This is a genomic window from Leclercia sp. GHBNCSD (assembly GCF_055805075.1).
In genome coordinates this window covers 1,026,906-1,050,625 of the sequence record NZ_JBQVYO010000001.1, presented here as the reverse complement: position 1 = coordinate 1,050,625, position 23,720 = coordinate 1,026,906, and the positions used below count along the sequence as shown (strand labels likewise).

General features: G+C 53.8%; 16 protein-coding genes, 4 tRNA genes, 3 rRNA genes and 1 pseudogene. 17 read left to right on the top strand and 7 right to left on the bottom strand.

Translation table 11 applies throughout. The features are described from left to right. The first annotated feature begins 280 nt into the window (after positions 1-280). The 7 genes from ACT3IC_RS05255 to dkgB all read left to right on the top strand — a co-directional run bounded on the left by ACT3IC_RS05255 (position 281) and on the right by dkgB (position 6,660). A 16S ribosomal RNA gene (locus tag ACT3IC_RS05255) occupies positions 281-1,820 on the top strand. Between the two features lie 70 nt (positions 1,821-1,890). Then, a tRNA-Ile gene (locus ACT3IC_RS05250) sits at positions 1,891-1,967 on the top strand. Positions 1,968-2,072: 105 nt separating this feature from the next. Next, positions 2,073-2,148 (top strand) — tRNA-Ala (locus tag ACT3IC_RS05245). Positions 2,149-2,344: 196 nt separating this feature from the next. Next, a 23S ribosomal RNA gene (locus tag ACT3IC_RS05240) occupies positions 2,345-5,248 on the top strand. A 196-nt stretch (positions 5,249-5,444) separates the two neighbouring features. After that, positions 5,445-5,560 (top strand): 5S ribosomal RNA (gene rrf / locus ACT3IC_RS05235). Together the 16S, 23S and 5S rRNA genes with 3 tRNA genes alongside form the textbook arrangement of a ribosomal RNA operon. 55 nt (positions 5,561-5,615) lie before the next feature. Next, positions 5,616-5,692 (top strand) — tRNA-Asp (locus ACT3IC_RS05230). Between the two features lie 164 nt (positions 5,693-5,856). Beyond that, positions 5,857-6,660 (top strand): 2,5-didehydrogluconate reductase DkgB, encoded by an 804-nt coding sequence (gene dkgB, locus ACT3IC_RS05225; RefSeq protein WP_103178361.1) that lies wholly within the window; start codon positions 5,857-5,859, stop codon positions 6,658-6,660. A gap of 1 nt (position 6,661) precedes the next feature. Here the strand turns inward: dkgB and yafC are convergent. Beyond that, positions 6,662-7,593, bottom strand: a pseudogene (gene yafC / locus ACT3IC_RS05220) (DNA-binding transcriptional regulator YafC). Between the two features lie 104 nt (positions 7,594-7,697). Here yafC and ACT3IC_RS05215 point away from each other — a divergent pair. From ACT3IC_RS05215 to ACT3IC_RS05205, 3 genes are all read left to right on the top strand, one after another. Next, positions 7,698-8,873 carry an MFS transporter gene (locus ACT3IC_RS05215; protein ID WP_159339669.1) on the top strand — a complete coding sequence of 392 codons (1,176 nt, stop codon included), beginning with the start codon at positions 7,698-7,700 and terminating at the stop codon, positions 8,871-8,873. Positions 8,874-9,031: 158 nt separating this feature from the next. Next, positions 9,032-9,832, top strand: coding sequence for an endonuclease/exonuclease/phosphatase family protein (locus tag ACT3IC_RS05210; RefSeq protein ID WP_039032074.1), 801 nt, complete (start codon positions 9,032-9,034; stop codon positions 9,830-9,832). A 76-nt stretch (positions 9,833-9,908) separates the two neighbouring features. Further along, the gene (locus ACT3IC_RS05205; RefSeq protein WP_159339670.1) at positions 9,909-10,679 is read left to right on the top strand and encodes a class I SAM-dependent methyltransferase; all 771 of its coding nucleotides are present in this window, start codon (positions 9,909-9,911) and stop codon (positions 10,677-10,679) included. Between the two features lie 52 nt (positions 10,680-10,731). On the opposite strand, the gene mltD is transcribed toward ACT3IC_RS05205, so the two are convergent. Next, positions 10,732-12,099 carry a murein transglycosylase D gene (gene mltD / locus ACT3IC_RS05200; protein ID WP_103178365.1) on the bottom strand — a complete coding sequence of 456 codons (1,368 nt, stop codon included), beginning with the start codon at positions 12,097-12,099 and terminating at the stop codon, positions 10,732-10,734. Positions 12,100-12,170: 71 nt separating this feature from the next. Then, on the bottom strand, positions 12,171-12,926 hold the full coding sequence (gloB, locus tag ACT3IC_RS05195) for a hydroxyacylglutathione hydrolase (protein WP_159339671.1): 756 nt from the start codon (positions 12,924-12,926) through the stop codon (positions 12,171-12,173). A 32-nt stretch (positions 12,927-12,958) separates the two neighbouring features. Between gloB and ACT3IC_RS05190 the strand changes: the two genes are divergently transcribed. Continuing rightward, complete coding sequence (locus ACT3IC_RS05190) at positions 12,959-13,675, top strand: class I SAM-dependent methyltransferase (protein ID WP_159339672.1); 717 nt, start codon at positions 12,959-12,961, stop codon at positions 13,673-13,675. On the opposite strand, the gene rnhA is transcribed toward ACT3IC_RS05190, so the two are convergent. After that, positions 13,676-14,143, bottom strand: coding sequence for a ribonuclease HI (rnhA, locus tag ACT3IC_RS05185; protein WP_473476573.1), 468 nt, complete (start codon positions 14,141-14,143; stop codon positions 13,676-13,678). A 145-nt stretch (positions 14,144-14,288) separates the two neighbouring features. Here rnhA and dnaQ point away from each other — a divergent pair, with 145 nt between their 5' ends. The 3 genes from dnaQ to ACT3IC_RS05170 all read left to right on the top strand — a co-directional run bounded on the left by dnaQ (position 14,289) and on the right by ACT3IC_RS05170 (position 16,173). Then, positions 14,289-15,032 (top strand): DNA polymerase III subunit epsilon, encoded by a 744-nt coding sequence (gene dnaQ, locus ACT3IC_RS05180; protein WP_156653947.1) that lies wholly within the window; start codon positions 14,289-14,291, stop codon positions 15,030-15,032. Positions 15,033-15,162: 130 nt separating this feature from the next. Continuing rightward, a tRNA-Asp gene (locus ACT3IC_RS05175) sits at positions 15,163-15,239 on the top strand. Between the two features lie 406 nt (positions 15,240-15,645). Continuing rightward, positions 15,646-16,173: a cytochrome b gene (locus tag ACT3IC_RS05170; protein WP_156653948.1), complete on the top strand. Its 528-nt coding sequence runs from the start codon at positions 15,646-15,648 to the stop codon at positions 16,171-16,173. A gap of 110 nt (positions 16,174-16,283) precedes the next feature. On the opposite strand, the gene ACT3IC_RS05165 is transcribed toward ACT3IC_RS05170, so the two are convergent. Both ACT3IC_RS05165 and fadE read right to left on the bottom strand, forming a co-directional pair. Further along, positions 16,284-17,054, bottom strand: coding sequence for an amidohydrolase (locus ACT3IC_RS05165; protein ID WP_103178371.1), 771 nt, complete (start codon positions 17,052-17,054; stop codon positions 16,284-16,286). A gap of 110 nt (positions 17,055-17,164) precedes the next feature. Further along, positions 17,165-19,609, bottom strand: a complete 2,445-nt coding sequence (gene fadE, locus ACT3IC_RS05160; protein ID WP_156653949.1) for an acyl-CoA dehydrogenase FadE — start codon at positions 19,607-19,609, stop codon at positions 17,165-17,167. A gap of 238 nt (positions 19,610-19,847) precedes the next feature. On the opposite strand from fadE, the gene lpcA reads away from it, so the two are divergent. Both lpcA and ACT3IC_RS05150 read left to right on the top strand, forming a co-directional pair. Beyond that, entirely contained in the window at positions 19,848-20,426 is a 579-nt protein-coding gene (gene lpcA, locus ACT3IC_RS05155) for a D-sedoheptulose 7-phosphate isomerase (RefSeq protein WP_103178373.1), read from the top strand. 46 nt (positions 20,427-20,472) lie between these two features. After that, entirely contained in the window at positions 20,473-21,240 is a 768-nt protein-coding gene (locus ACT3IC_RS05150; RefSeq protein WP_103178374.1) for a class II glutamine amidotransferase, read from the top strand. Here ACT3IC_RS05150 and dpaA read toward each other — a convergent pair. Beyond that, the gene (gene dpaA, locus ACT3IC_RS05145) at positions 21,211-21,951 is read right to left on the bottom strand and encodes a peptidoglycan meso-diaminopimelic acid protein amidase (RefSeq protein ID WP_103178375.1); all 741 of its coding nucleotides are present in this window, start codon (positions 21,949-21,951) and stop codon (positions 21,211-21,213) included. The two genes, ACT3IC_RS05150 and dpaA, sit on opposite strands and share 30 nt — an antisense overlap. A 424-nt stretch (positions 21,952-22,375) precedes the next feature. On the opposite strand from dpaA, the gene ACT3IC_RS05140 reads away from it, so the two are divergent. After that, positions 22,376-23,719 (top strand): Na(+)-translocating NADH-quinone reductase subunit A, encoded by a 1,344-nt coding sequence (locus ACT3IC_RS05140; RefSeq protein WP_159339673.1) that lies wholly within the window; start codon positions 22,376-22,378, stop codon positions 23,717-23,719. The last annotated feature ends 1 nt before the right edge of the window (position 23,720 follow it).

Sequence of the window (23,720 nt, the reverse complement as noted above, 5' to 3'; positions counted from 1 at the left end):
ATCGACACGGCGGATGTGAATCAATTCACACAGACAGCCGGGCCGGTTGAGGAGAAAAGCGAAAATAATCGCTTGACTCTGAAAGAGGAAAGCGTAATATACGCCACCTCGCAACGGTGAGCGAAAGCCGCGTTGCACTGCTCTTTAACAATTTATCAGACAATCTGTGTGGGCACTCAAAGTGACATGGATTCTTAACGTCCTCGGACGAAAAATGAATACCAAGTCTCTGAGTGAACACGTAATTCATTACGAAGTTTAATTCACGAGCATCAAACTTAAATTGAAGAGTTTGATCATGGCTCAGATTGAACGCTGGCGGCAGGCCTAACACATGCAAGTCGAACGGTAGCACAGAGAGCTTGCTCTCGGGTGACGAGTGGCGGACGGGTGAGTAATGTCTGGGAAACTGCCTGATGGAGGGGGATAACTACTGGAAACGGTAGCTAATACCGCATAACGTCGCAAGACCAAAGAGGGGGACCTTCGGGCCTCTTGCCATCGGATGTGCCCAGATGGGATTAGCTAGTAGGTGGGGTAATGGCTCACCTAGGCGACGATCCCTAGCTGGTCTGAGAGGATGACCAGCCACACTGGAACTGAGACACGGTCCAGACTCCTACGGGAGGCAGCAGTGGGGAATATTGCACAATGGGCGCAAGCCTGATGCAGCCATGCCGCGTGTATGAAGAAGGCCTTCGGGTTGTAAAGTACTTTCAGCGAGGAGGAAGGCATTGTGGTTAATAACCACAGTGATTGACGTTACTCGCAGAAGAAGCACCGGCTAACTCCGTGCCAGCAGCCGCGGTAATACGGAGGGTGCAAGCGTTAATCGGAATTACTGGGCGTAAAGCGCACGCAGGCGGTCTGTTAAGTCAGATGTGAAATCCCCGGGCTCAACCTGGGAACTGCATTTGAAACTGGCAGGCTTGAGTCTTGTAGAGGGGGGTAGAATTCCAGGTGTAGCGGTGAAATGCGTAGAGATCTGGAGGAATACCGGTGGCGAAGGCGGCCCCCTGGACAAAGACTGACGCTCAGGTGCGAAAGCGTGGGGAGCAAACAGGATTAGATACCCTGGTAGTCCACGCCGTAAACGATGTCGACTTGGAGGTTGTGCCCTTGAGGCGTGGCTTCCGGAGCTAACGCGTTAAGTCGACCGCCTGGGGAGTACGGCCGCAAGGTTAAAACTCAAATGAATTGACGGGGGCCCGCACAAGCGGTGGAGCATGTGGTTTAATTCGATGCAACGCGAAGAACCTTACCTACTCTTGACATCCAGAGAACTTGCCAGAGATGGCTTGGTGCCTTCGGGAACTCTGAGACAGGTGCTGCATGGCTGTCGTCAGCTCGTGTTGTGAAATGTTGGGTTAAGTCCCGCAACGAGCGCAACCCTTATCCTTTGTTGCCAGCGGTCCGGCCGGGAACTCAAAGGAGACTGCCAGTGATAAACTGGAGGAAGGTGGGGATGACGTCAAGTCATCATGGCCCTTACGAGTAGGGCTACACACGTGCTACAATGGCGCATACAAAGAGAAGCGACCTCGCGAGAGCAAGCGGACCTCATAAAGTGCGTCGTAGTCCGGATTGGAGTCTGCAACTCGACTCCATGAAGTCGGAATCGCTAGTAATCGTAGATCAGAATGCTACGGTGAATACGTTCCCGGGCCTTGTACACACCGCCCGTCACACCATGGGAGTGGGTTGCAAAAGAAGTAGGTAGCTTAACCTTCGGGAGGGCGCTTACCACTTTGTGATTCATGACTGGGGTGAAGTCGTAACAAGGTAACCGTAGGGGAACCTGCGGTTGGATCACCTCCTTACCTTAAAGAACCTGCCTTTGCAGTGCTCACACAGATTGTCTGATGAAAATTAGCAGTAAAAAATCTCTGCAGGCTTGTAGCTCAGGTGGTTAGAGCGCACCCCTGATAAGGGTGAGGTCGGTGGTTCAAGTCCACTCAGGCCTACCAAATTTTTACTGATGCTGCGTTGCGGCGACACTCACATACTTCAGTATGCTTCGTGTCACCACGCCTTGCCTCAGAAAAAATTGGCGGTACAGAGAAGACCACGATGGGGCTATAGCTCAGCTGGGAGAGCGCCTGCCTTGCACGCAGGAGGTCTGCGGTTCGATCCCGCATAGCTCCACCATCTTTACTGCGAAAACCTGAAAACTTCAGAGTGTACCTGAAAAGGTGCGCTGCGAAGTTTTGCTCTTTAAAAATCTGGATCAAGCTGAAAATTGAAACGACACGCTGTGTCTGTTCCCCGTAATAAGAACAGAAATGCGGTGTGTTCGAGTCTCTCAAATTTTCACAACGCGAAGTGAAACAGCTTCGGGTTGTGAGGTTAAGCGACTAAGCGTACACGGTGGATGCCCTGGCAGTCAGAGGCGATGAAGGACGTGCTAATCTGCGAAAAGCGCCGGCGAGGTGATATGAACCCTTGACCCGGCGATGTCCGAATGGGGAAACCCAGTGTGATTCGTCACACTATCGTTAGCTGAATACATAGGCTAACGAGGCGAACCGGGGGAACTGAAACATCTAAGTACCCCGAGGAAAAGAAATCAACCGAGATTCCCCCAGTAGCGGCGAGCGAACGGGGAGCAGCCCGGAGTCTGAATCAGCTTGTGTGTTAGTGGAAGCGTCTGGAAAGTCGCAGGGTACAGGGTGATACTCCCGTACACGAAAGCACACTTGCTGTGAACTCGAAGAGTAGGGCGGGACACGTGGTATCCTGTCTGAATATGGGGGGACCATCCTCCAAGGCTAAATACTCCTGACTGACCGATAGTGAACCAGTACCGTGAGGGAAAGGCGAAAAGAACCCCGGCGAGGGGAGTGAAAAAGAACCTGAAACCGTGTACGTACAAGCAGTGGGAGCACCTTCGGGTGTGACTGCGTACCTTTTGTATAATGGGTCAGCGACTTATATTCTGTAGCAAGGTTAACCGTATAGGGGAGCCGAAGGGAAACCGAGTCTTAACTGGGCGTTAAGTTGCAGGGTATAGACCCGAAACCCGGTGATCTAGCCATGGGCAGGTTGAAGGTTGGGTAACACTAACTGGAGGACCGAACCGACTAATGTTGAAAAATTAGCGGATGACCTGTGGCTGGGGGTGAAAGGCCAATCAAACCGGGAGATAGCTGGTTCTCCCCGAAAGCTATTTAGGTAGCGCCTCGTGAATTCATCTCCGGGGGTAGAGCACTGTTTCGGCTAGGGGGCCATCCCGGCTTACCAACCCGATGCAAACTGCGAATACCGGAGAATGTTATCACGGGAGACACACGGCGGGTGCTAACGTCCGTCGTGAAGAGGGAAACAACCCATACCGCCAGCTAAGGTCCCAAAGTCATGGTTAAGTGGGAAACGATGTGGGAAGGCACAGACAGCCAGGATGTTGGCTTAGAAGCAGCCATCATTTAAAGAAAGCGTAATAGCTCACTGGTCGAGTCGGCCTGCGCGGAAGATGTAACGGGGCTAAACCATGCACCGAAGCTGCGGCAGCGACACTATGTGTTGTTGGGTAGGGGAGCGTTCTGTAAGCCTGCGAAGGTGTGCTGTGAGGCATGCTGGAGGTATCAGAAGTGCGAATGCTGACATAAGTAACGATAAAGCGGGTGAAAAGCCCGCTCGCCGGAAGACCAAGGGTTCCTGTCCAACGTTAATCGGGGCAGGGTGAGTCGACCCCTAAGGCGAGGCCGAAAGGCGTAGTCGATGGGAAACAGGTTAATATTCCTGTACTCGGTGTTACTGCGAAGGGGGGACGGAGAAGGCTATGTTGGCCGGGCGACGGTTGTCCCGGTTTAAGCATGTAGGCGGAGGTTCCAGGTAAATCCGGTACCTTGTTAACGCTGAGGTGTGATGACGAGGCACTACGGTGCTGAAGCAACAAATGCCCTGCTTCCAGGAAAAGCCTCTAAGCATCAGGTAACACCAAATCGTACCCCAAACCGACACAGGTGGTCAGGTAGAGAATACCAAGGCGCTTGAGAGAACTCGGGTGAAGGAACTAGGCAAAATGGTGCCGTAACTTCGGGAGAAGGCACGCTGATATGTAGGTGAAGCCCCTGCGGGTGGAGCTGAAATCAGTCGAAGATACCAGCTGGCTGCAACTGTTTATTAAAAACACAGCACTGTGCAAACACGAAAGTGGACGTATACGGTGTGACGCCTGCCCGGTGCCGGAAGGTTAATTGATGGGGTTAGCTGTAAGGCGAAGCTCTTGATCGAAGCCCCGGTAAACGGCGGCCGTAACTATAACGGTCCTAAGGTAGCGAAATTCCTTGTCGGGTAAGTTCCGACCTGCACGAATGGCGTAATGATGGCCAGGCTGTCTCCACCCGAGACTCAGTGAAATTGAAATCGCTGTGAAGATGCAGTGTACCCGCGGCAAGACGGAAAGACCCCGTGAACCTTTACTATAGCTTGACACTGAACACTGGTCCTTGATGTGTAGGATAGGTGGGAGGCTTTGAAGCGTGGACGCCAGTCTGCGTGGAGCCGTCCTTGAAATACCACCCTTTAATGGCTGGTGTTCTAACGTAGACCCGTAATCCGGGTTGCGGACAGTGTCTGGTGGGTAGTTTGACTGGGGCGGTCTCCTCCTAAAGAGTAACGGAGGAGCACGAAGGTCAGCTAATCCTGGTCGGACATCAGGAGGTTAGTGCAATGGCATAAGCTGGCTTGACTGCGAGAGTGACGGCTCGAGCAGGTGCGAAAGCAGGTCATAGTGATCCGGTGGTTCTGTATGGAAGGGCCATCGCTCAACGGATAAAAGGTACTCCGGGGATAACAGGCTGATACCGCCCAAGAGTTCATATCGACGGCGGTGTTTGGCACCTCGATGTCGGCTCATCACATCCTGGGGCTGAAGTAGGTCCCAAGGGTATGGCTGTTCGCCATTTAAAGTGGTACGCGAGCTGGGTTTAGAACGTCGTGAGACAGTTCGGTCCCTATCTGCCGTGGGCGCTGGAGAATTGAGGGGGGCTGCTCCTAGTACGAGAGGACCGGAGTGGACGCATCACTGGTGTTCGGGTTGTCATGCCAATGGCACTGCCCGGTAGCTAAATGCGGAAGAGATAAGTGCTGAAAGCATCTAAGCACGAAACTTGCCCCGAGATGAGTTCTCCCTGACCCTTTAAGGGGCCTGAAGGAACGTTGAAGACGACGACGTTGATAGGCCGGGTGTGTAAGCGCAGCGATGCGTTGAGCTAACCGGTACTAATGAACCGTGAGGCTTAACCTTACAACGCCGAAGCTGTTTCGGTGGGTTTGAGAAAATTTTCAGCATTGATTCAGAGTTAAGTACACAATAGTTTGCGCAGCAGCAAGGCGGCAAGCGAAGGAAAGAAAGGAGCATACTGAAGTATGTGACTGACTTTACGAGCGCAGCCAACGCGGCTGATGCGATAAAGTATTGCGTACAGAGCACCAAGAATTTGCCTGGCGGCTGTAGCGCGGTGGTCCCACCTGACCCCATGCCGAACTCAGAAGTGAAACGCCGTAGCGCCGATGGTAGTGTGGGGTCTCCCCATGCGAGAGTAGGGAACTGCCAGGCATCAAATTACGTAGTAAACCGGGGCAATAAACCGGTAGTTGTAGAAGTATTCGGTGGAGCGGTAGTTCAGTCGGTTAGAATACCTGCCTGTCACGCAGGGGGTCGCGGGTTCGAGTCCCGTCCGTTCCGCCACTTATTAAGAAGCCCTGAGCTCACGCTCAGGGCTTTTTTCTTGCCTGCTGTTTGATTATTGCTGTAAACGCAAAAATCCTCTGCTTAATACGATCTTTTTTCACATATCCCCGCCAGAGATAATCCTCTTTATTAACAAACATGATGAAGAAAAGAGGAATTTCATGTCTATCCCTGCATTCGGTCTTGGCACTTTCCGCCTGAAAGACGACGTTGTTATCGCATCCGTTAAAACTGCCCTCGAACTGGGTTATCGCACGATTGATACCGCCCAAATCTACGACAACGAAGCCGCTGTGGGTCAGGCGATCGCAGAGAGCGGCGTACCGCGTAACGAACTTTTTATTACCACCAAGATCTGGATTGAGAACCTCAGCAAAGAGAAATTAATCCCAAGCCTGAAAGAGAGCCTGAAAAAGCTGCGCACCGATTATGTGGATCTGACCCTGATTCACTGGCCATCGCCGAACGATGCGGTGTCCGTTGAAGAATTTATGCAGGCTTTGCTGGAAGCTAAAACGCAGGGACTGACGCGCGAAATTGGTATCTCCAACTTCACTATCCCGTTGATGGAAAGGGCAGTTGCCGCAGTTGGCGCAGAAAATATCGCCACCAATCAGATCGAACTATCCCCTTATCTGCAAAACCGGCAGGTGGTGGAGTGGGCGAAGCAGCATGGCATCCATATCACTTCTTACATGACGCTGGCTTACGGTAAGGCTCTGAAAGACGAAACCATTCTGCGCATTGCTACCAGGCATAATGCCACCGCAGCACAGGTTATCCTGGCATGGGCGATGGGCGAAGGTTATGCAGTGATCCCGTCTTCAACCAAGCGTGAAAACCTGGCGAGCAATCTGCTGGCACAGGATCTGAAGCTGGATCTGGATGATAAAAAAGCGATCGCGGCGCTTGACTGCAACGATCGTCTGGTTAGCCCGGAAGGTCTGGCGCCGAAGTGGGACTAATCTAGCCCGCCCTCTGTACCCTGAACCCTCTCACAGCTCCTTCGGGAGCTGTTTTACATGCTCGCTCAGAAAATCAATAAAGGCCCGGATGCGGGTGCTTACCGCTCTGTCACTGTAATAAACCGCACTGAAGGGCATCTCTACCGGCAGGCGCTTGTCTGCCATCAGCTCGACTAACTCCCCCCGCGCAATCTCTTTATCAATCATATAATCCGACAGGCAGGCAATCCCATTTCCTTCAAGGCATAACTGTTTGAGCGTCTCGCCGCTGTTGGATGATAAACCGCAAACCACTTCATGCAGCTGGCCATCATGGCAGGCGAGAGGCCATGTATTAAGGGATACCGGCTCCGTAAAGCCCAGGCAGAGATGCTGCTTCAGTTCCTCTATCGTCTCAGGCTTGCCGAAGCGGGCAATATAGGCCGGGGAGGCGATGATTTTGCGATAACTGGTGAACAGAGGGCGTGCCCGCAGGCTGGAATCGGTCAGCGTCCCCGCGCGGATCGCCACATCCACCTTGCGCTCAATCAGGTTGATAAACGTTTCTGAAGAAACCAGAGAGAGCGTCATTTCCGGATAACGTTCGCGGAAAGGTTTAATTAAAGGCATCAGGAAATGCAGCACCACGGGCGTCGCCGCATCGATACGCAGAAGCCCGCGTGGCGTGCTGCGCGTCTCCATGATCTCTGTTTCTGCGGCGGCCATCTCCTGCAGAATAGACTGCACGCGGCGAAAATAGCGTTCGCCTTCTTCGGTCAGGCTCAGTTGCCGGGTCGTCCGGTTAAGCAGGCTGACGCCCAGCTTCATCTCCAGCTTTTTCACCGAGCGGCTGACGGCTGAATTAGCCTGTCCCAGCTGTTCTGCGGCACGGCTAAAACTGCCGCTCTCAACGACGGCGACAAATATCGCCAGCTCCTCAGACGTTGCTTTCATTGTTGCTTTATCCGCAAAATTGTATTGATACTTTGAGCATTTTTGTTATTTAAACACTGGCGCATACTCCGTGTCATCTTAATCCTGATGAGACGGAGTTATTTATGCCTCTGGCGCTACTTGCCCTGACGATCAGTGCCTTTGCAATCGGCACGACTGAATTTGTTATTGTAGGTCTGGTTCCTACCATTGCTGACCAACTTGCCATCTCGCTGCCTTCGGCGGGTTTACTGGTCTCTATCTATGCCCTCGGTGTGGCTATCGGCGCACCGGTACTGACCGCACTCACAGGCCGTCTGCTGCGTAAACAGCTGCTGATGGCGTTGATGGTGCTGTTTACCGCAGGCAACATCCTTGCCTGGCAGGCACCTGATTATACAACCCTGGTCATTGCCCGCCTCCTGACGGGGCTGGCTCATGGTGTCTTCTTCTCCATCGGCTCGACAATTGCGACGAGCCTGGTGCCGAAAGAGAAAGCGGCCTCTGCTATTGCCATTATGTTTGGCGGTTTAACCGTAGCCCTGGTGACAGGTGTACCGCTGGGCACCTTTATTGGGCAACATTTTGGCTGGCGTGAAACCTTCCTCGCGGTCTCTCTGCTGGGCGTGATTGCGCTGATTAGCAGTCTGGTGCTGATCCCGTCCACTATTCCGGGACGCGCGGCAGCGACGCTGCGCGATCAGCTGAAAGTGCTGACTCATCCTCGTCTGCTGATGATCTATGCCATTACGGCGCTGGGCTATGGCGGTGTGTTTACCGCATTTACCTTCCTGGCGCCAATGATGCAGGATCTGGCAGGGTTCTCACCGAGCGCAGTAAGCTGGATCCTGCTGGGCTATGGCGTTTCGGTGGCGATCGGCAATATCTGGGGCGGAAAGCTGGCCGATAAGCATGGCGCAGTCCCGGCGCTGAAAATTATCTTTGCTGCCCTGGTAGTGCTTTTACTGGTCTTCCAGTTCACCGCTTCCATACAGTATGCCGCGCTGGGTACGGTACTGGTAATGGGGATCTTCGCCTTCGGTAACGTACCGGGTTTACAGGTCTATGTCGTGCAGAAAGCCGAACACTATACACCCAACGCCGTGGATGTTGCTTCCGGTCTTAATATCGCCGCGTTTAATGTCGGTATCGCCCTGGGTTCCATTATTGGTGGGCAGACGGTCGAGCATTTTGGTCTGTCGCAAACGCCGTGGATTGGGGCGGTCATTGTTCTCGTGGCGTTTCTGTTGATTGGCCTGAGTGGTCGTCTGGATAAGCCCGCGCGCGTTACTCTCGGATAACTTTATGTAAGTACTTACCGACAAAACAGCTCAGCGGAATCTGAGTAACTCAGTAGTTTCTTAGTAATAGCGTTGAAAGTGTGAGCTGAAAACCCTATAACATTAGAACCCGCTCCTGTTTCTGGACGGGTTCAAGTTGATAGGGGTCGTTTCACACCGTGCGAAAAAATACCTATGCCATGCGTTATGTTGCCGGACAGCCAGCGGAGCGAATTTTACCTCCGGGGTCGTTTGCGAGCATTGGCCAGGCATTGCCTGCGGGTGCGCCTTTAAGCAGCGACGAAAAAATTCGGGTGCTGGTATGGAATATCTTTAAACAGCAACGCGCCGAATGGTTATCCGTCCTGCAGAATTTTGGTAAAGATGCTCATCTGGTGCTGCTGCAGGAGGCGCAAACCACACCTGAACTGGTCAGGTTTGCGACCACTAACTATCTCGCTGCTGACCAGGTGCCGGCATTTGTCTTACCCCAGCATCCGTCAGGGGTGATGACGCTCTCTGCCGCTCATCCCGTCTATTGCTGCCCACTGCGCGAGCGCGAACCGCTTCTGCGCCTGGCGAAATCCGCCCTGGTCACCGTGTATCCGCTGCCGGATACCCGGCTGCTGATGGTGGTCAATATCCACGCGGTTAACTTCAGCCTTGGCGTGGATGTCTACAGCAAGCAGCTGCTGCCTATCGGCGATCAGATTGCCCATCACAGCGGCCCGGTGGTTATGGCTGGCGATTTCAATGCCTGGAGCCGTCCGCGAATGAATGCGCTTTATCGCTTTGCGCGTGAGATGTCGCTGCGCGAAGTACGTTTTACCGATGACCAGCGGCGCAAGGCCTTTGGTCGTCCGCTCGATTTTGTCTTCTATCGTGGTCTGAACGTGAGTGAAGCCTCTGTGCTGGTCACTCGCGCATCCGATCACAATCCGCTACTCGTTGAATTCAGTCCCGGCAAACCTGAGAGATAGAGGTGCGTCAGGTCTGCCGTGGGGCAGGCCTGTACGGGTGCTGCCCTTTATTTTTCATCAACCGAAGGACAGCAAAATGACAACACAGTCCCATCATGACAACGTAGAAAAACAGTTTGGCTCTCAGGCTAAGGCCTACCTCACCAGCGCGGTTCACGCATCCGGGCGCGATTTGCAGCGTCTGGCTGAACGTCTGGCTGATTTTCCGAAAGCCAGCATCCTTGATTTAGGCTGCGGGGCAGGTCATGCCAGCTTTGTAGCAGCGCAGCAGGTGGCTCAGGTGACGGCATATGACTTATCCAGCCAGATGCTGGAGGTGGTTGCCGCCGCAGCCAGCGAGAAGGGGCTGAATAATATTGCCACCCGTCAGGGCTATGCAGAATCATTACCCTTTGACGATGAAATGTTTGATATTGTGATCAGCCGCTACTCGGCGCACCACTGGCATGACGTCGGCCAGGCGTTGCGCGAAGTTAAGCGGGTGCTGAAGCCGGGTGGGCTGGTTATTATCATGGATATCATGTCGCCGGGTCATCCGGTACGTGATATCTGGTTACAGACGGTGGAAGCGTTGCGGGATACCTCGCATGTCCGGAACTACTCCAGCGGCGAGTGGTTGTCCATGTTCACCGATGCCGGGCTGATTGCACAATCGCTGCAGACTGACAGATTAAGGCTGGAGTTTTCTTCGTGGATTGCGCGTATGCGCACCCCAGAGGCATTGAGTCAGGCGATCCGGTTGTACCAGGAAAGTGCCTCGGCCGAGGTCAAAGCCTACTTTGAGCTGCAGGAAGAGGGCTCCTTTACCAGCGATACCCTCCTGGCTGAAGCCCAAAAGGCGGGATAAACAAAAAAGGCACCGAGGGGAATCGGTGCCTTTTTACATCAGGTCTCTGAAATCAGGAATCCGGTGTGGCGTTGTTTTTTACAAACAACGTTATCCGGTCGCCAGGCTGCAGATTATCCGTATCGCTGTTCCAGCGCATCACATCTTTGATGTTTACGCCGTGACGCTTGGCAATACTGGAAAGCGAATCGCCTTTTTGTACGCGATAGGTAATGCTATCGCTATTATTGGCGAGACGCTGCGCGCTGTTACCCGCGCCAATCGTCAGGTTCTGACCCACTTTCAGGGTAGAGCCACGCAGCTTGTTCCACTGCTGCAGATCTTTCGTGCTCACGCCAAGACGTGAAGCAATGCCTGAAAGCGTATCGCCTGTACGTACCCGATAGCTACGGCTATTTAACGGTGTGTTATCCGCAATCAGCGTAGACTGAACCGCTGCAATCTCACCCGACGCTAACGATACCCGTAACTGTTCAGCGTGTTTCTGCGGCACCAGAACGTATTTTGGTCCGCTGGTACCTAACGTAGAGCCCTTCACACCTGCGTTGAAGGCTTTCAGTTTGGTCACCGAGATACCTGCCATATCCGCAACCTGTTTCAGTTCAACAGGGTTGTTGATACGCACTTTCGCCAGCGCACGACTTTCGTCGGAGGTTGGCAGCTGCACGCCGTACTGTTTGCTGTTTTTGAAGATTTCACTCAAAGCCAGCATTTTAGGTACGTATAATTTGGTTTCCCGTGGCAGTGGAAGCGACCAAAAGTCGGTAGGTTTACCCCGTGCTTTATTCGCTTTCATTGCCTTCAGTACACGACCCTCACCGCTGTTGTACGCAGCGACAGTCAGCAGCCAGTCACCGTCGAACATCTTGTTCAGACGTTGCATCATATCGAGAGCGGCAGTCGTCGAGGCGACCACATCACGACGCGCATCGTAGTTGCGGGTCTGTTTTAAACCATAATTGCGCCCTGTGCTCGGTATGATCTGCCAAAGACCTGCGGCCTTGGCGCCAGACGTTGCGTGTGGGTCAAAAGCGCTCTCCACTATGGGTAGTAGTACCAGTTCCATGGGCATGTTACGTTTCTTAACTTGCCCTGCTATCCAGTACATATACGGCTCTGCCCGTAAAGTTACATCGTGGAGATAGCTCTTATTGCTTAAATACTTCTGTTTCTGTTCGCGAATCCGGCTGTTTTCCGGAATTCCCATCTTTAGCTCGTCACCAATAGAGACCCACAAGTCTTGATCCTGTGCGAAGGACGTCCCATCGTCTGCCCATCGCGATTGACTTGTGAACTTCCCTGCTTCCCCTTGACCAGCTGCAGAAAGGCTCTGTGCGTGCTGTTGTACGTTGCCAGTGTTCTGTGACGACTGGCAACCCACAAGCAGGACAGAGGCGAGTAATATCGCTTTTGCCTTCATGTGTGTGTCAATAGTTGCTTAAAAGACGAGCGATGATAACGACGAATAGTTAAAAAGGCAACATGCAATTGTCAGAAGTCATCTTTCTTTGCCCTTAACCACGCGAAACAATCCTCAGGTTGTAACATATTTGTTTCTTCTTTAATTTTATTAACTAAATCAATGTCATTTGTTCTAAGAAATAAATTAATTTTACGTTCATTTTTCAGAATTACGGGCAGTGTTTTTTGGTTTTTTGCACGTAACTCATTCACTTTGCGGTAATAATCCTGAATCGCACTATCCTCAGGCAGAACGTGCATCGCAAACTTCATATTCGCTAAAGTGTATTCATGTGCGCAACAAATAAGGGTATCGTCGGGGAGAGCGTTAATTTTCTGGAAGGACTGGTACATCTGGGCTGGAGTGCCTTCGAAGAGTCGTCCGCAGCCACCAGAGAACATTGTGTCCCCACAGAAAAGATAAGGGAAGCTAAAGTACGAAATATGTCCAGAAGTGTGACCCGGCGTGGCAATTACAGAAAATTCCAACGTAAGAATGAGGATCTTTTCGCCATCTTTTACTACGCGCGTAGCCCCCTTATCTTGTGTCTCAGCAGGACCGTATACCACAAGATGCGGAAATTTTGCGCAGAGTGCCGCCACGCCGCCCACATGGTCATGGTGATGATGCGTGAGCAGAATGGCTTCCGGCTGCCACTGGTTTTGCTCGATGGCGTTTAACACCGGCTCCGCCTCGCCAGGATCGACAATCACGCAACGACCCTCATCATTGCTTAAAACCCAGATGTAATTGTCCTGAAAAGCAGAAATACTGTTAAGATTCATACATTACCTCTCATAGCGTGGCGGGTGTTTTGATGAAACCGGCAAGGATACCTCAGATTGTTACCGCACCGAAACACTGGGCGGAGTTGCCCTGGGGTGAATACTATCGTGAAGCGCTCGAGTTACAGCTTAAGCCCTGGTTTGCGAAAATGTATGGTTTTCACCTGCTTAAGATTGGCAATCTGAGCGCGGAAATCAACTCTGAAAGCTGCGCCATCTCGCATCAGGTCAATGTTTCGCTGGGCGGGGAACCCGTTCAGGTGAAGGCCAATCCGCTGCAGCTCCCTTTTGCCGAGAAGTCCGTTGATGCGTGCCTGTTGGCACATTTGCTGCCCTGGTGCGATGACCCGCACCGTCTGCTGCGGGAAGCCGATCGGGTTTTGATTGATGATGGCTGGCTGGTGATTAGCGGCTTTAACCCGATGAGTCTGATGGGGCTGAGAAAGCTGGTGCCGGTGCTGCGTCGCACGCCACCCTATAACAGCCGCATGTTCACGCTGATGCGCCAGCTGGACTGGCTCTCGCTGCTCAATTTTGAGGTGATGCACCAGAGCGGTTTTCAGGTGATACCCTGGACGCGGCAGGGCGGGAAGTTACTCAGCACCCATTTTCCGGCGCTGGGCTGTATGCAGCTAATTGTGGCGCGCAAGAGAACCATCCCCCTGACGCTCAATCCGATGAAATCAGGCAAAGCCAAGACCCAATTGCGCCCCGCTGTAGGTGCCACGCGGCAGTACCGGAAGCCCTGATCAGGCTTCCGGTTTATACCCCACATCGTCATGCTGCGGATTGAGCGCAGCAGCGCGCGCCAGTTCGTCGCAGCGTTCGTTTTCGGGATGTCCGGCGTGGCCTTTCACCCATTCCCACTGGATTTTATGCTGGCTGAGCGCCGCATCCAGGCGTTGCCAGAGATCGACATTCTTCACCGGTTTTTTGTCCGCGGTTTTCCAGCCGCGTTTTTTCCAGTTGTAGATCCACTGGGTGATCCCCTGGCGTACATACTGGCTGTCGGTACTCAGCACAATATCGCAATGCTCTTTCAGTGCCTCAAGAGCCACAATCGCGGCCATCAACTCCATGCGGTTGTTGGTGGTCAGGCGAAAGCCTTCATTGAAAGTTTTTTCGTGCTGTCGATACCGCAAAATGGCGCCGTAACCCCCTGGGCCCGGATTGCCGAGGCACGAGCCATCGGTGTAAATCTCTACCTGTTTACGCATCCTGGCAGACATCCTGTAATAAAAACGGTAAGTCTGACATAAATGGTCTTCCTCGGCACGGCAAAATAAAGTCCGCGTGAATTAGCCTTTGAACGCCAGGTCAGGTTGATTACAATGTCATCGTTAATAAGAACAGGCTGACAGAATGAGTATTGCAGACACACATAACGCCGACAGGATCATCGTTCTCGATACCGAAACGACGGGTATGAACCAGATCGGTGCTCACTATGAAGGGCATAAGATCATCGAGATCGGTGCGGTAGAGGTGGTTAACCGCCGTCTTACCGGCAATAACTTTCACGTTTACCTGAAGCCAGACCGGCTGGTGGACCCGGAAGCCTTTGGCGTTCACGGTATTGCAGATGAGTTTCTGCTCGATAAACCTACCTTTGCCGACGTTGCCGATGAATTCATCGACTACATTAAAGGCGCCGAGCTTGTCATTCATAACGCCTCGTTCGATATCGGCTTTATGGATTACGAATTCAGCAAGCTCAACCGCGGCCTGCCGAAAACAGACGCCTTCTGCAAGGTCACTGATAGCCTGGCGATGGCAAGGAAGATGTTCCCCGGCAAGCGGAACAGCCTTGACGCGTTGTGCTCGCGCTATGAGATAGATAACAGCAAACGAACGCTACACGGGGCACTGCTCGATGCCCAGATCCTGGCGGATGTTTATCTGATCATGACGGGTGGCCAGACCGCCCTGGCGTTTAATGCCGATAACGAGGCGCAGCAAGAGTCCGGCGAGAGCGAAATTCAGCGCATTATTCGTAAGTCCAGCGCGCTGCGCGTTATACTTGCGAGTGATGAAGAGTTAATGGCGCATGAATCCCGTCTGGATCTGGTGCAGAAGAAGGGCGGAAGCTGCCTCTGGCGAGGCTAAAAGCCGCTGAAATGCTGGTAAAATAACCGTTTGGATCGTTTTTGCAGCAAACGATTCAAAAGCAGAGAAAAAGCATTGACGGGATCGAGGGTAAACCGTAATATCTGCCTCGTTCCCAAGGGAACACAGCGGAGCGGTAGTTCAGTCGGTTAGAATACCTGCCTGTCACGCAGGGGGTCGCGGGTTCGAGTCCCGTCCGTTCCGCCACATTCAGGCCCATGTTAGCAATAACATGGGCCTTTTTTCGATCTCTGTTTTTGTGCAACTTTCCCCAGCAACATCTTCCGTCTGGCTTATGCCGTTGAGCCTGAAAATGCCCAGGTTCCGTTATCCTCATTCAGCGTATTCGCAACGATAGACTCCTCCTTATCTTTTTCCGGCCTGCATAAATAATAAATTCAACAACGCTCCAGTCGCCCAACCGGTTAACGGGAAAAAAGAAGAGGTTAAAAATGGTCTGCGTTCTTCTATTAAGGGGCAGGGCAATATCCTATTTTGCGGAGAAGAATTTCATTGTTAAACCCGGCGCAGGATTAAAGCAGGGCAGGGCGAATGATTTCTGGACGCATGGCTTCAAAGGACGCCAGGTTATTACGTTTTAGAGGACAAGGATATGCAAACTTCTTCCGTTATTCCCACACGTTACGATCGCTTTTCTCGCCTTTTACACTGGGTGGTTGCAGCCGTCATTATCTACGCCATGTGCATGGGCTACATTCTTCACGCGCTGGAAGGGACCCGTTGGTTTACCTTTTTTTCTGTGTTGAATATGTCGCTTGGCACCATTGCAACGCCAATCATGCTGGTGCGTTTTGTCTGGCGCTTCTTTCGTCCTTCAGTGCCTTATCCGGCAACGGTGGCGGGGCGGAAAAAGCAGATGGTGGTTTTTATCCATGAGCTGTTTTATCTGACCATTATGTTGGTGCTGGCCAGCGGCTTCCTGATGCTGCACAAAGATTACAGCCTGTTTGGGCTGCTGCCGATTACTCATCCGATTAACACGATTGAAGTTAATGAATTCTTCTTTAAAGTGCATCGCGTTAGCTGCATTTTACTGGGCCTGATTCTGCTTGGGCATGTCGCGGCGGTAATCAAATATACCTTCAAGGGACAGCGCGAAATCCTGCAACGCATGCTGTAAGAAAAAGACTGACGCCTTTCATTAGATGAAGTAACAAACAGCAGAGCCGCACCGCTCCTGTCCCTTTATGCCGATGAGGTGAGGGGACAGGGACAGTGCGGCTTTACCCTTCAGTCAATACTAAACGGATCCGCATCCTGCCAGGCAGGAAACTTCTCCCGGTACTCCCTCAGCGCGGTCAGCGACAGCTCGGCATCAATCCGGGTTGCATGATGCGGCTCAGCGGTGGCAATAATCTCACCCTGCGGGTTGATCACCCGGCTGTCGCCCCGGTAGTGATGCCCGTTGCCGTCAGTACCGACCCGGTTGCAGCCAGCGATATAGGCCTGGTTCTCAATCGCACGTGCCGTCAGCAGCGCCTGCCAGTGGAGAGAGCGGGGCGCCGGCCAATTGGCCACGTAGATCGCCAGGTCGTAATCATCGCGGTTACGGGACCACACCGGGAAACGCAGGTCGTAACAGACCAACGGCAGAATGCGCCAGCCGCGCCACTCAAAGACAACCCGCTCGTTACCCGCTTCATAGTGCTGGTGCTCGTCCGCCATGCGGAACAGATGGCGCTTATCGTAGAAGTGCACCTTGCCCTCGGGCTCCACCAGCAGAAAACGGTTCACCGGTCCGCGTTCGGTCTGCAACGCTGCGCTGCCAGCGATTAACGCCTGGGTTTGTTGCGCTCTGGCCTGCATCCAGGCAACCAGCTCGTCCTGCGGCAGGGACTGCTTAGCCGCCTCCATGGCGAAGCCAGTGGTGAACATCTCGGGCAGGATAATAATATCCCGTCCGGCGATCCCTTCCAGCTGACGATCAAAATGGCGCAGGTTGGCCGGACCATCCATCCACACCAGCGGTTGTTGCAAAAGCGTAATCTTCAGACCAGGCACAGTTAAGACTCCTCGAATAACCCCATTTTGACACTGTAGCACGACAAACAGAGAAACGGGTGGCAATAAAAAACCCCGCACGAGGCGGGGTTTTGGCGGGCTGAAATGGCTTACGCAGCTTCAGGTTTACGCACGATCTCTTTCAGCTTTACCGGCTGTGTCGCCAGCTCTTCAGCGTCAAAATCATCAACGTTAATACTGCGCAGACGGCTCTCTTCGGCTTTAATCAGCAGGTCCGCTTCATCTTTGGTGATGATGCCGCCCGCCAGCGCCTCTTTAGCCAGCTCGTTCAGGCGGGTGAAGGGCAGGTTTTTACCCAGTTGCTTGCAGATCTTTTGGTGAATCGGGTCGGCCGCCATCACATCCAGCAGCGCCTCTTCCAGCAGACCGACCGGGTTATGCTCGCTTGGGGTCAGATACTGACCGCGGCCAATACGGGAGCGGGTTGCGCTCGGTACCTGCAGGATCTTCGCCACTTTATGATCCAGCTTATCGGACGGGGCCAGATAGTGACGACCGGTCGGGAAGATCACCACGCGCAGGGCGCCTGCCACAAAGCGGTTCGGGAAGTTGGCCAGCAGATCGTCGATGGCTTGTTCCGCCTGATACAGCGCATCCTGCACGCCCCAGTGGACCAGCGGCAGGTCCGCTTCATGACGGCCTTCATCGTCATAGCGTTTCAGTACCGCCGAGGCGAGGAAGATCTGGCTCAGCACATCACCCAGTCGGGCGGAGATGCGTTCCCGGCGTTTCAGGCTACCGCCCAGCACCGCCATTGACACGTCAGAGAGCAGCGCAAGGTTGGCACTCAGACGGTTCAGGTGCTGGTAGTAACGACGGGTCGCGTCGCCGGTTGGCGTGGCGCTGGTCAGGCCGCGGGTCAGGCCCAGCCACAGGCTGCGCATTTTATTGCTACCGACATGGCCGATGTGTTTAAACAGCAGTTTATCGAAGGCATCCACGTCGTTGTTCTGCGCGGCGGCCATCTCTTCCAGCACGTATGGATGGCAGCGGATTGCCCCCTGACCGAAGATCATCATGCTGCGGGTCAGAATATTCGCCCCTTCAACGGTGATGGCAATCGGTGCGCCCTGATAGCCACGTGCCAGGAAGTTACCTTCACCCAGCATAATGCCTTTACCGCCGGCAATATCCATCGCATCAATGATCGACTGCTGGGCACGGTGGGTACAGTGGTACTTCACGATGGCGGACAGCACGGCCGGTTTTTCACCCAGCATGATGCCATAGGTAATTAAGGAAGCGGCGGCATCCATCACATAGGCGTTACCTGCGATACGGGCCAGCGGCTCCTCAATCCCTTCCATCTTACCGATAGAGATTTTGAACTGACGGCGGATGTGGGCGTAAGCGCCAATCCCCATTGCCACCGATTTCAGACCGCCGGTTGAGTTCGACGGCAGGGTAATACCACGGCCAACAGACAGACACTCAACCAGCATACGCCAGCCCTGACCGGCCATTTTCGGGCCGCCGATGATGTAATCGATCGGCACAAAGATATCCTGACCGCGGGTCGGACCGTTCTGGAACGGTACGTTCAGCGGGAAGTGGCGACGACCAATCTCCACGCCAGGTGTGGTGGTCGGGATCAGCGCGCAGGTGATACCCAGATCCTCTTCGCCGCCTAACAGCTTGTCCGGGTCGGAGAGTTTAAAGGCCAGACCGAGCACGGTGGCGATAGGTGCCAGCGTAATGTAGCGTTTGTTCCAGGTCAGACGCATACCCAGAACTTGCTCACCCTGCCAATCGCCCATGCAGACCACACCCGTATCGGGGATAGCGCCCGCATCGGAACCCGCTTCCGGGCTGGTGAGTGCGAAGCAAGGGATTTCCAGACCACGGGCCAGGCGCGGCAGGTAGTGATTTTTTTGCTCTTCAGTACCGTAATGTTGCAGCAGTTCGCCTGGGCCTAATGAGTTAGGTACACCGACGGTGATCGCCAGGATCCCGGAGACGCCGGACAGTTTTTGCAGCACCCGAGCCTGGGCATACGCAGAGAACTCCAGCCCGCCGTACTCTTTCTTGATGATCATCGCGAAGAAGCGATGCTCTTTTAAAAATGCCCACAGCTCCGGCGGCAGATCGGCCATCTCATGGGTGATCTGGAAGTCGTTCGCCATCCGGCAGGCTTCTTCAACCGGACCGTCAATAAACGCCTGCTCTTCAGCAGTCAGGCGCGGCTGCGGATAGTTATGCAGCTTTTTCCAGTCAGGGTTGCCCTGGAACAGCTCGCCTTCCCACCAGGTGGTGCCCGCGTCGATCGCCTCTTTTTCGGTACGCGACATCGGCGGCATCACCTTACGGAAACCACGGAAGACCGGGGCAGAAATCAGGGATTTACGCATCGAGCGCACGTTGAACGGCACCAGGATAATTGCCAGCGGAACCAGCACCCAGATGTTCCAGATGCCGGTCACGCCAAGGGCAGCGGTCCAGGCCAGTAAGATAAGACTGCTCAGCATTAAGCTGACCCGGTGATAGAACAACACCCCGAGCAGAACAACGGTTAACAGAATACTTAAAATCATCATAAAGAATTGCTCCCTGTCTTGTAGGAGGTCTGACCACTTGTGATGATATGGTTGTAGTGGATGTTATTTCTTTTAGCAATGCATTCACAAAATAATTACAACCTGGTTCACATTGTTCAGGTTTTACCCGGCACAAAAACGCAAAACGCCCGACGATTCCCATGGCTTTAGCTTCTCGCTTTTACCGCTATCCGGTAAACTTGCTCTGTTATTTCATCAATACTGAAGGATTATCCTCATGTACCAGGATCTTATTCGTAACGAACTGAACGAAGCGGCGGAAACGCTGGCCAACTTTCTGAAAGATGAAGCCAATATCCACGCTATTCAGCGCGCGGCGGTCCTGCTGGCCGACAGCTTTAAAGCGGGCGGTAAAGTGCTCTCCTGCGGCAATGGTGGTTCACATTGTGATGCCATGCACTTTGCCGAAGAGCTGACGGGGCGTTATCGTGAAAACCGTCCGGGCTACCCGGCGATCGCGATCTCTGACGTCAGCCACATCTCCTGCGTGAGCAACGACTTTGGTTACGATTATGTCTTCTCCCGCTATGTTGAAGCGGTAGGGCGTGAAGGGGATGTCCTGCTGGGGATCTCCACCTCCGGCAACTCCGGCAACGTCATCAAAGCCATTGAAGCGGCTCGTGAGAAGGGGATGAAAGTTATCACCCTTACTGGCAAAGATGGCGGCAAAATGGCAGGCACCGCAGATATCGAAATTCGTGTGCCTCACTTCGGTTACGCTGACCGTATTCAGGAAATTCATATCAAAGTGATCCACATCCTGATCCAGCTGATTGAAAAAGAGATGGTTAAGTAAGACTTCGCTGGGGGGTGAGTGCCCCCCGCTGTTGTGGAGGTGAGATATGTGCGAACTGCTCGGGATGAGCGCCAATGTGCCAACCGATATCTGCTTTAGTTTCACCGGGCTGGTGCAGCGCGGTGGAGGAACCGGGCCGCATAAAGACGGCTGGGGTATCACCTTCTATGAAGGAAAAGGCTGTCGCACGTTCAAGGACCCACAACCCAGCTTCAACTCCCCCATTGCCAAACTGGTGCAGGACTATCCGATTAAATCCTGCTCGGTGGTGGCGCATATTCGCCAGGCCAACCGCGGTGAAGTGGCGCTGGAAAATACCCATCCGTTTACCCGTGAGCTGTGGGGCCGTAACTGGACTTACGCCCATAACGGGCAACTTACGGGCTATAAGTCGCTGGAGACCGGTAATTTTCGCCCGGTTGGTGAAACCGACAGCGAAAAGGCCTTTTGCTGGCTGCTGCATAAGCTGACCGAGCGCTATCCGCGCACGCCGGGCAACATGACCGCGGTCTTTAAATACGTGGCCTCGCTGGCGACGGAGCTGCGGGAGAAAGGGGTCTTTAATATGCTGCTGTCGGACGGGCGGTATGTGATGGCGTTCTGCTCGACGAACCTGTTCTGGATCACCCGGCGGGCGCCGTTCGGCGTGGCAAAACTGCTGGATCAGGATGTGGAAATCGATTTTCAGACCGAAACCACACCCAACGATGTGGTCACGGTGATCGCCACTCAGCCGCTGACGGGCAATGAAGCCTGGCAAAGAATCATGCCAGGCGAGTGGATCTTATTTTGTCTGGGGGAGCGCGTAGTTTGACGCCAGCTGTGGCTGGACGACTTCGTGGCTCAGCGGCTTGCTGACCACATAACGTCCATCCACCACCGAAACGGTCGGCGGCTTGTGCGTCTGCTGGAAGTAGTCATAACCCGGCTTCAGCTGTTTCCAGAAATCGGCGTAGTATGAGCTCTTGTGACGCTGCATATTGGCATCGGTCATGCGGAACGGATAGATGCTGACCTGCACCGCAGACTGGCCAAAGACCAACGCGCCAGTTACAAACTGGAAGATCTCATCAATACCGCTGTCGGTCATGGCGTAGCAACCCACTGACACACAGGCACCATGAATCATCAGATATTTACCGTCATAGCCGTGCGCACGGTCAAAGGCATTGGGGAAACCAATGTTGATCGCTTTATAGAAGCGACTGTCAGGTTTTAGCTGGTTACGCTGAACGCTGTAGAACCCCTCCGGGCTTTTGAAATCGCCCTGACGCTGTTTCGGGCCAAGGCCACCGGAGTAGTTGCAGATTTTATAGCTGTCGAGCAGCTGATACGTCTCACCCATCTTCACGAACAGGTCTAACGTGCGCTCTTCCTTATAGATCTGGATATAGACCGGAGAGCCCATCAACTGCTGTTTGTATTCTTTGCTAATCGGCGTTGTTGAGCTGTTGCTGCTGAGCAGCCCGGCAAACGAAACGCACGGAATAAGAAGCATCGCAATGAACAATGCGATTTTACGCATACTACATGTTCCTTGATAAAACCTAACCAACTTGCCAGGACGGCAAAAGAGACCCGAAATCAGATTAATCTGCATTAGGAGCGCTCACATTAGCACCACTGCATTTTTTCGCAAGCGTCAGCGCGTCGGTTTACAAAATAGTTCTCCTTATAACCTGGATTGGCCGTGCTGGCATTGAGAACTTTGCGTAATCGGTCGCATTTTAGCACCCGCCGCTGCGTTATCGCTGCCGCCTGATTGGCAGAAATGGTACACTCCCCGCGTCTTACGACCGAAGGTGAAGAAAGGATGCTTTTCTCAGGGTCAGCCACGATCCTGCATGTAACATGAGTGAGCGTTCACCGCCTTTCTTCTCCTGTGAAACGACTTCTGACTCGTCCGGCTATCTGGCCGGAACGATTTTTCATGGATAACAACTAACACTATGATTAGAATCAGAAAAGGACTTGATTTGCCGATTTCTGGCATTCCCGATCAGCAGATTTCGCCCTGTCCGATGCCTCGCCATGTTGCGCTTCTGGGGGACGATTACGTGGGCATGCGCCCCACGATGCTGGTACAGGAAGGCGACAGCGTCATCAAGGGGCAGCCGCTATTCGAGGATAAAAAAAATCCTGGGGTCTTCTTTACCGCACCCGCCAGCGGGACGGTAGTCGCTATTCATCGTGGCGAACGCCGGGTACTACAGTCGGTGGTGATCCGCATCGAAGGTGAGGGTGAGCGCGAGTTTACCCGTCACGATGCGACGGCGCTCGCCACCCTTACCCGTGAGGCTGTGCAATCCCAACTGCTGGAGTCGGGACTGTGGACGGCATTTCGTACCCGCCCCTTCAGCAAAACCCCGGTGCCCGGCACCGTCCCGGCAGCCATTTTTGTCACCGCCATGGACACCAACCCGCTCTGCGCCGACCCGCAGCCGCTCATTCTGGCGCAGCGTCAGGCATTTGATGCCGGGCTAACCCTGCTCACGCGTCTGACGGAGGGCAAAGTGCATGTCTGCCAGGCAAGCGGCGGCAAACTGGGCGGACACCCGCAGGGGCAAGTCACCTTTAATACCTTCGCCGGGCCGCATCCGGCAGGGCTTGTGGGTACGCACATCCATTTCCTGGAGGCGGTGAGCCTGACCAAACAGGTCTGGCATCTGAACTATCAGGACGTTATCGCTATCGGCAAGCTGTTCACTACCGGCCAGCTTTGCACCGAGCGGGTTATCGCCCTGGGCGGCCCGCAGATGCGCCATCCGCGCCTGGTACGCACCTGCCTTGGCGCAGACATCAACGAGCTGCTGGTGGACGAAACCCTGGAAGGTGAAAACCGTCATATTTCGGGTTCTGTACTGAGCGGCAGACATGCCGTCGGGGTGCAGGCGTACCTCGGGCGCTTCCATTTGCAGGTCAGCGTGGTGAAGGAAGGGCGTGAGAAAGAGCTCTTTGGCTGGGTGATGCCGGGCAAAGAGAAGTTCTCTATCACCCGTACGACGCTGGGCCATTTCCTGCGCAACAAGCTGTTCAACTTCTCCACCGATACCAACGGCGGCGAGCGGGCGATGGTGCCTATCGGCAACTACGAACGGGTGATGCCGCTCGACATCCTGCCGACCGTGCTGCTGCGCGATCTGCTGGCGGGTGATACTGACGGTGCTCAGGCGCTGGGCTGTCTGGAGCTGGATGAAGAAGATCTGGCGCTCTGCACCTACGTTTGCCCCGGCAAATATGAATACGGACCGGTGTTGCGCGAGGTGTTAACCCGCATTGAGCAGGAAGGATAAC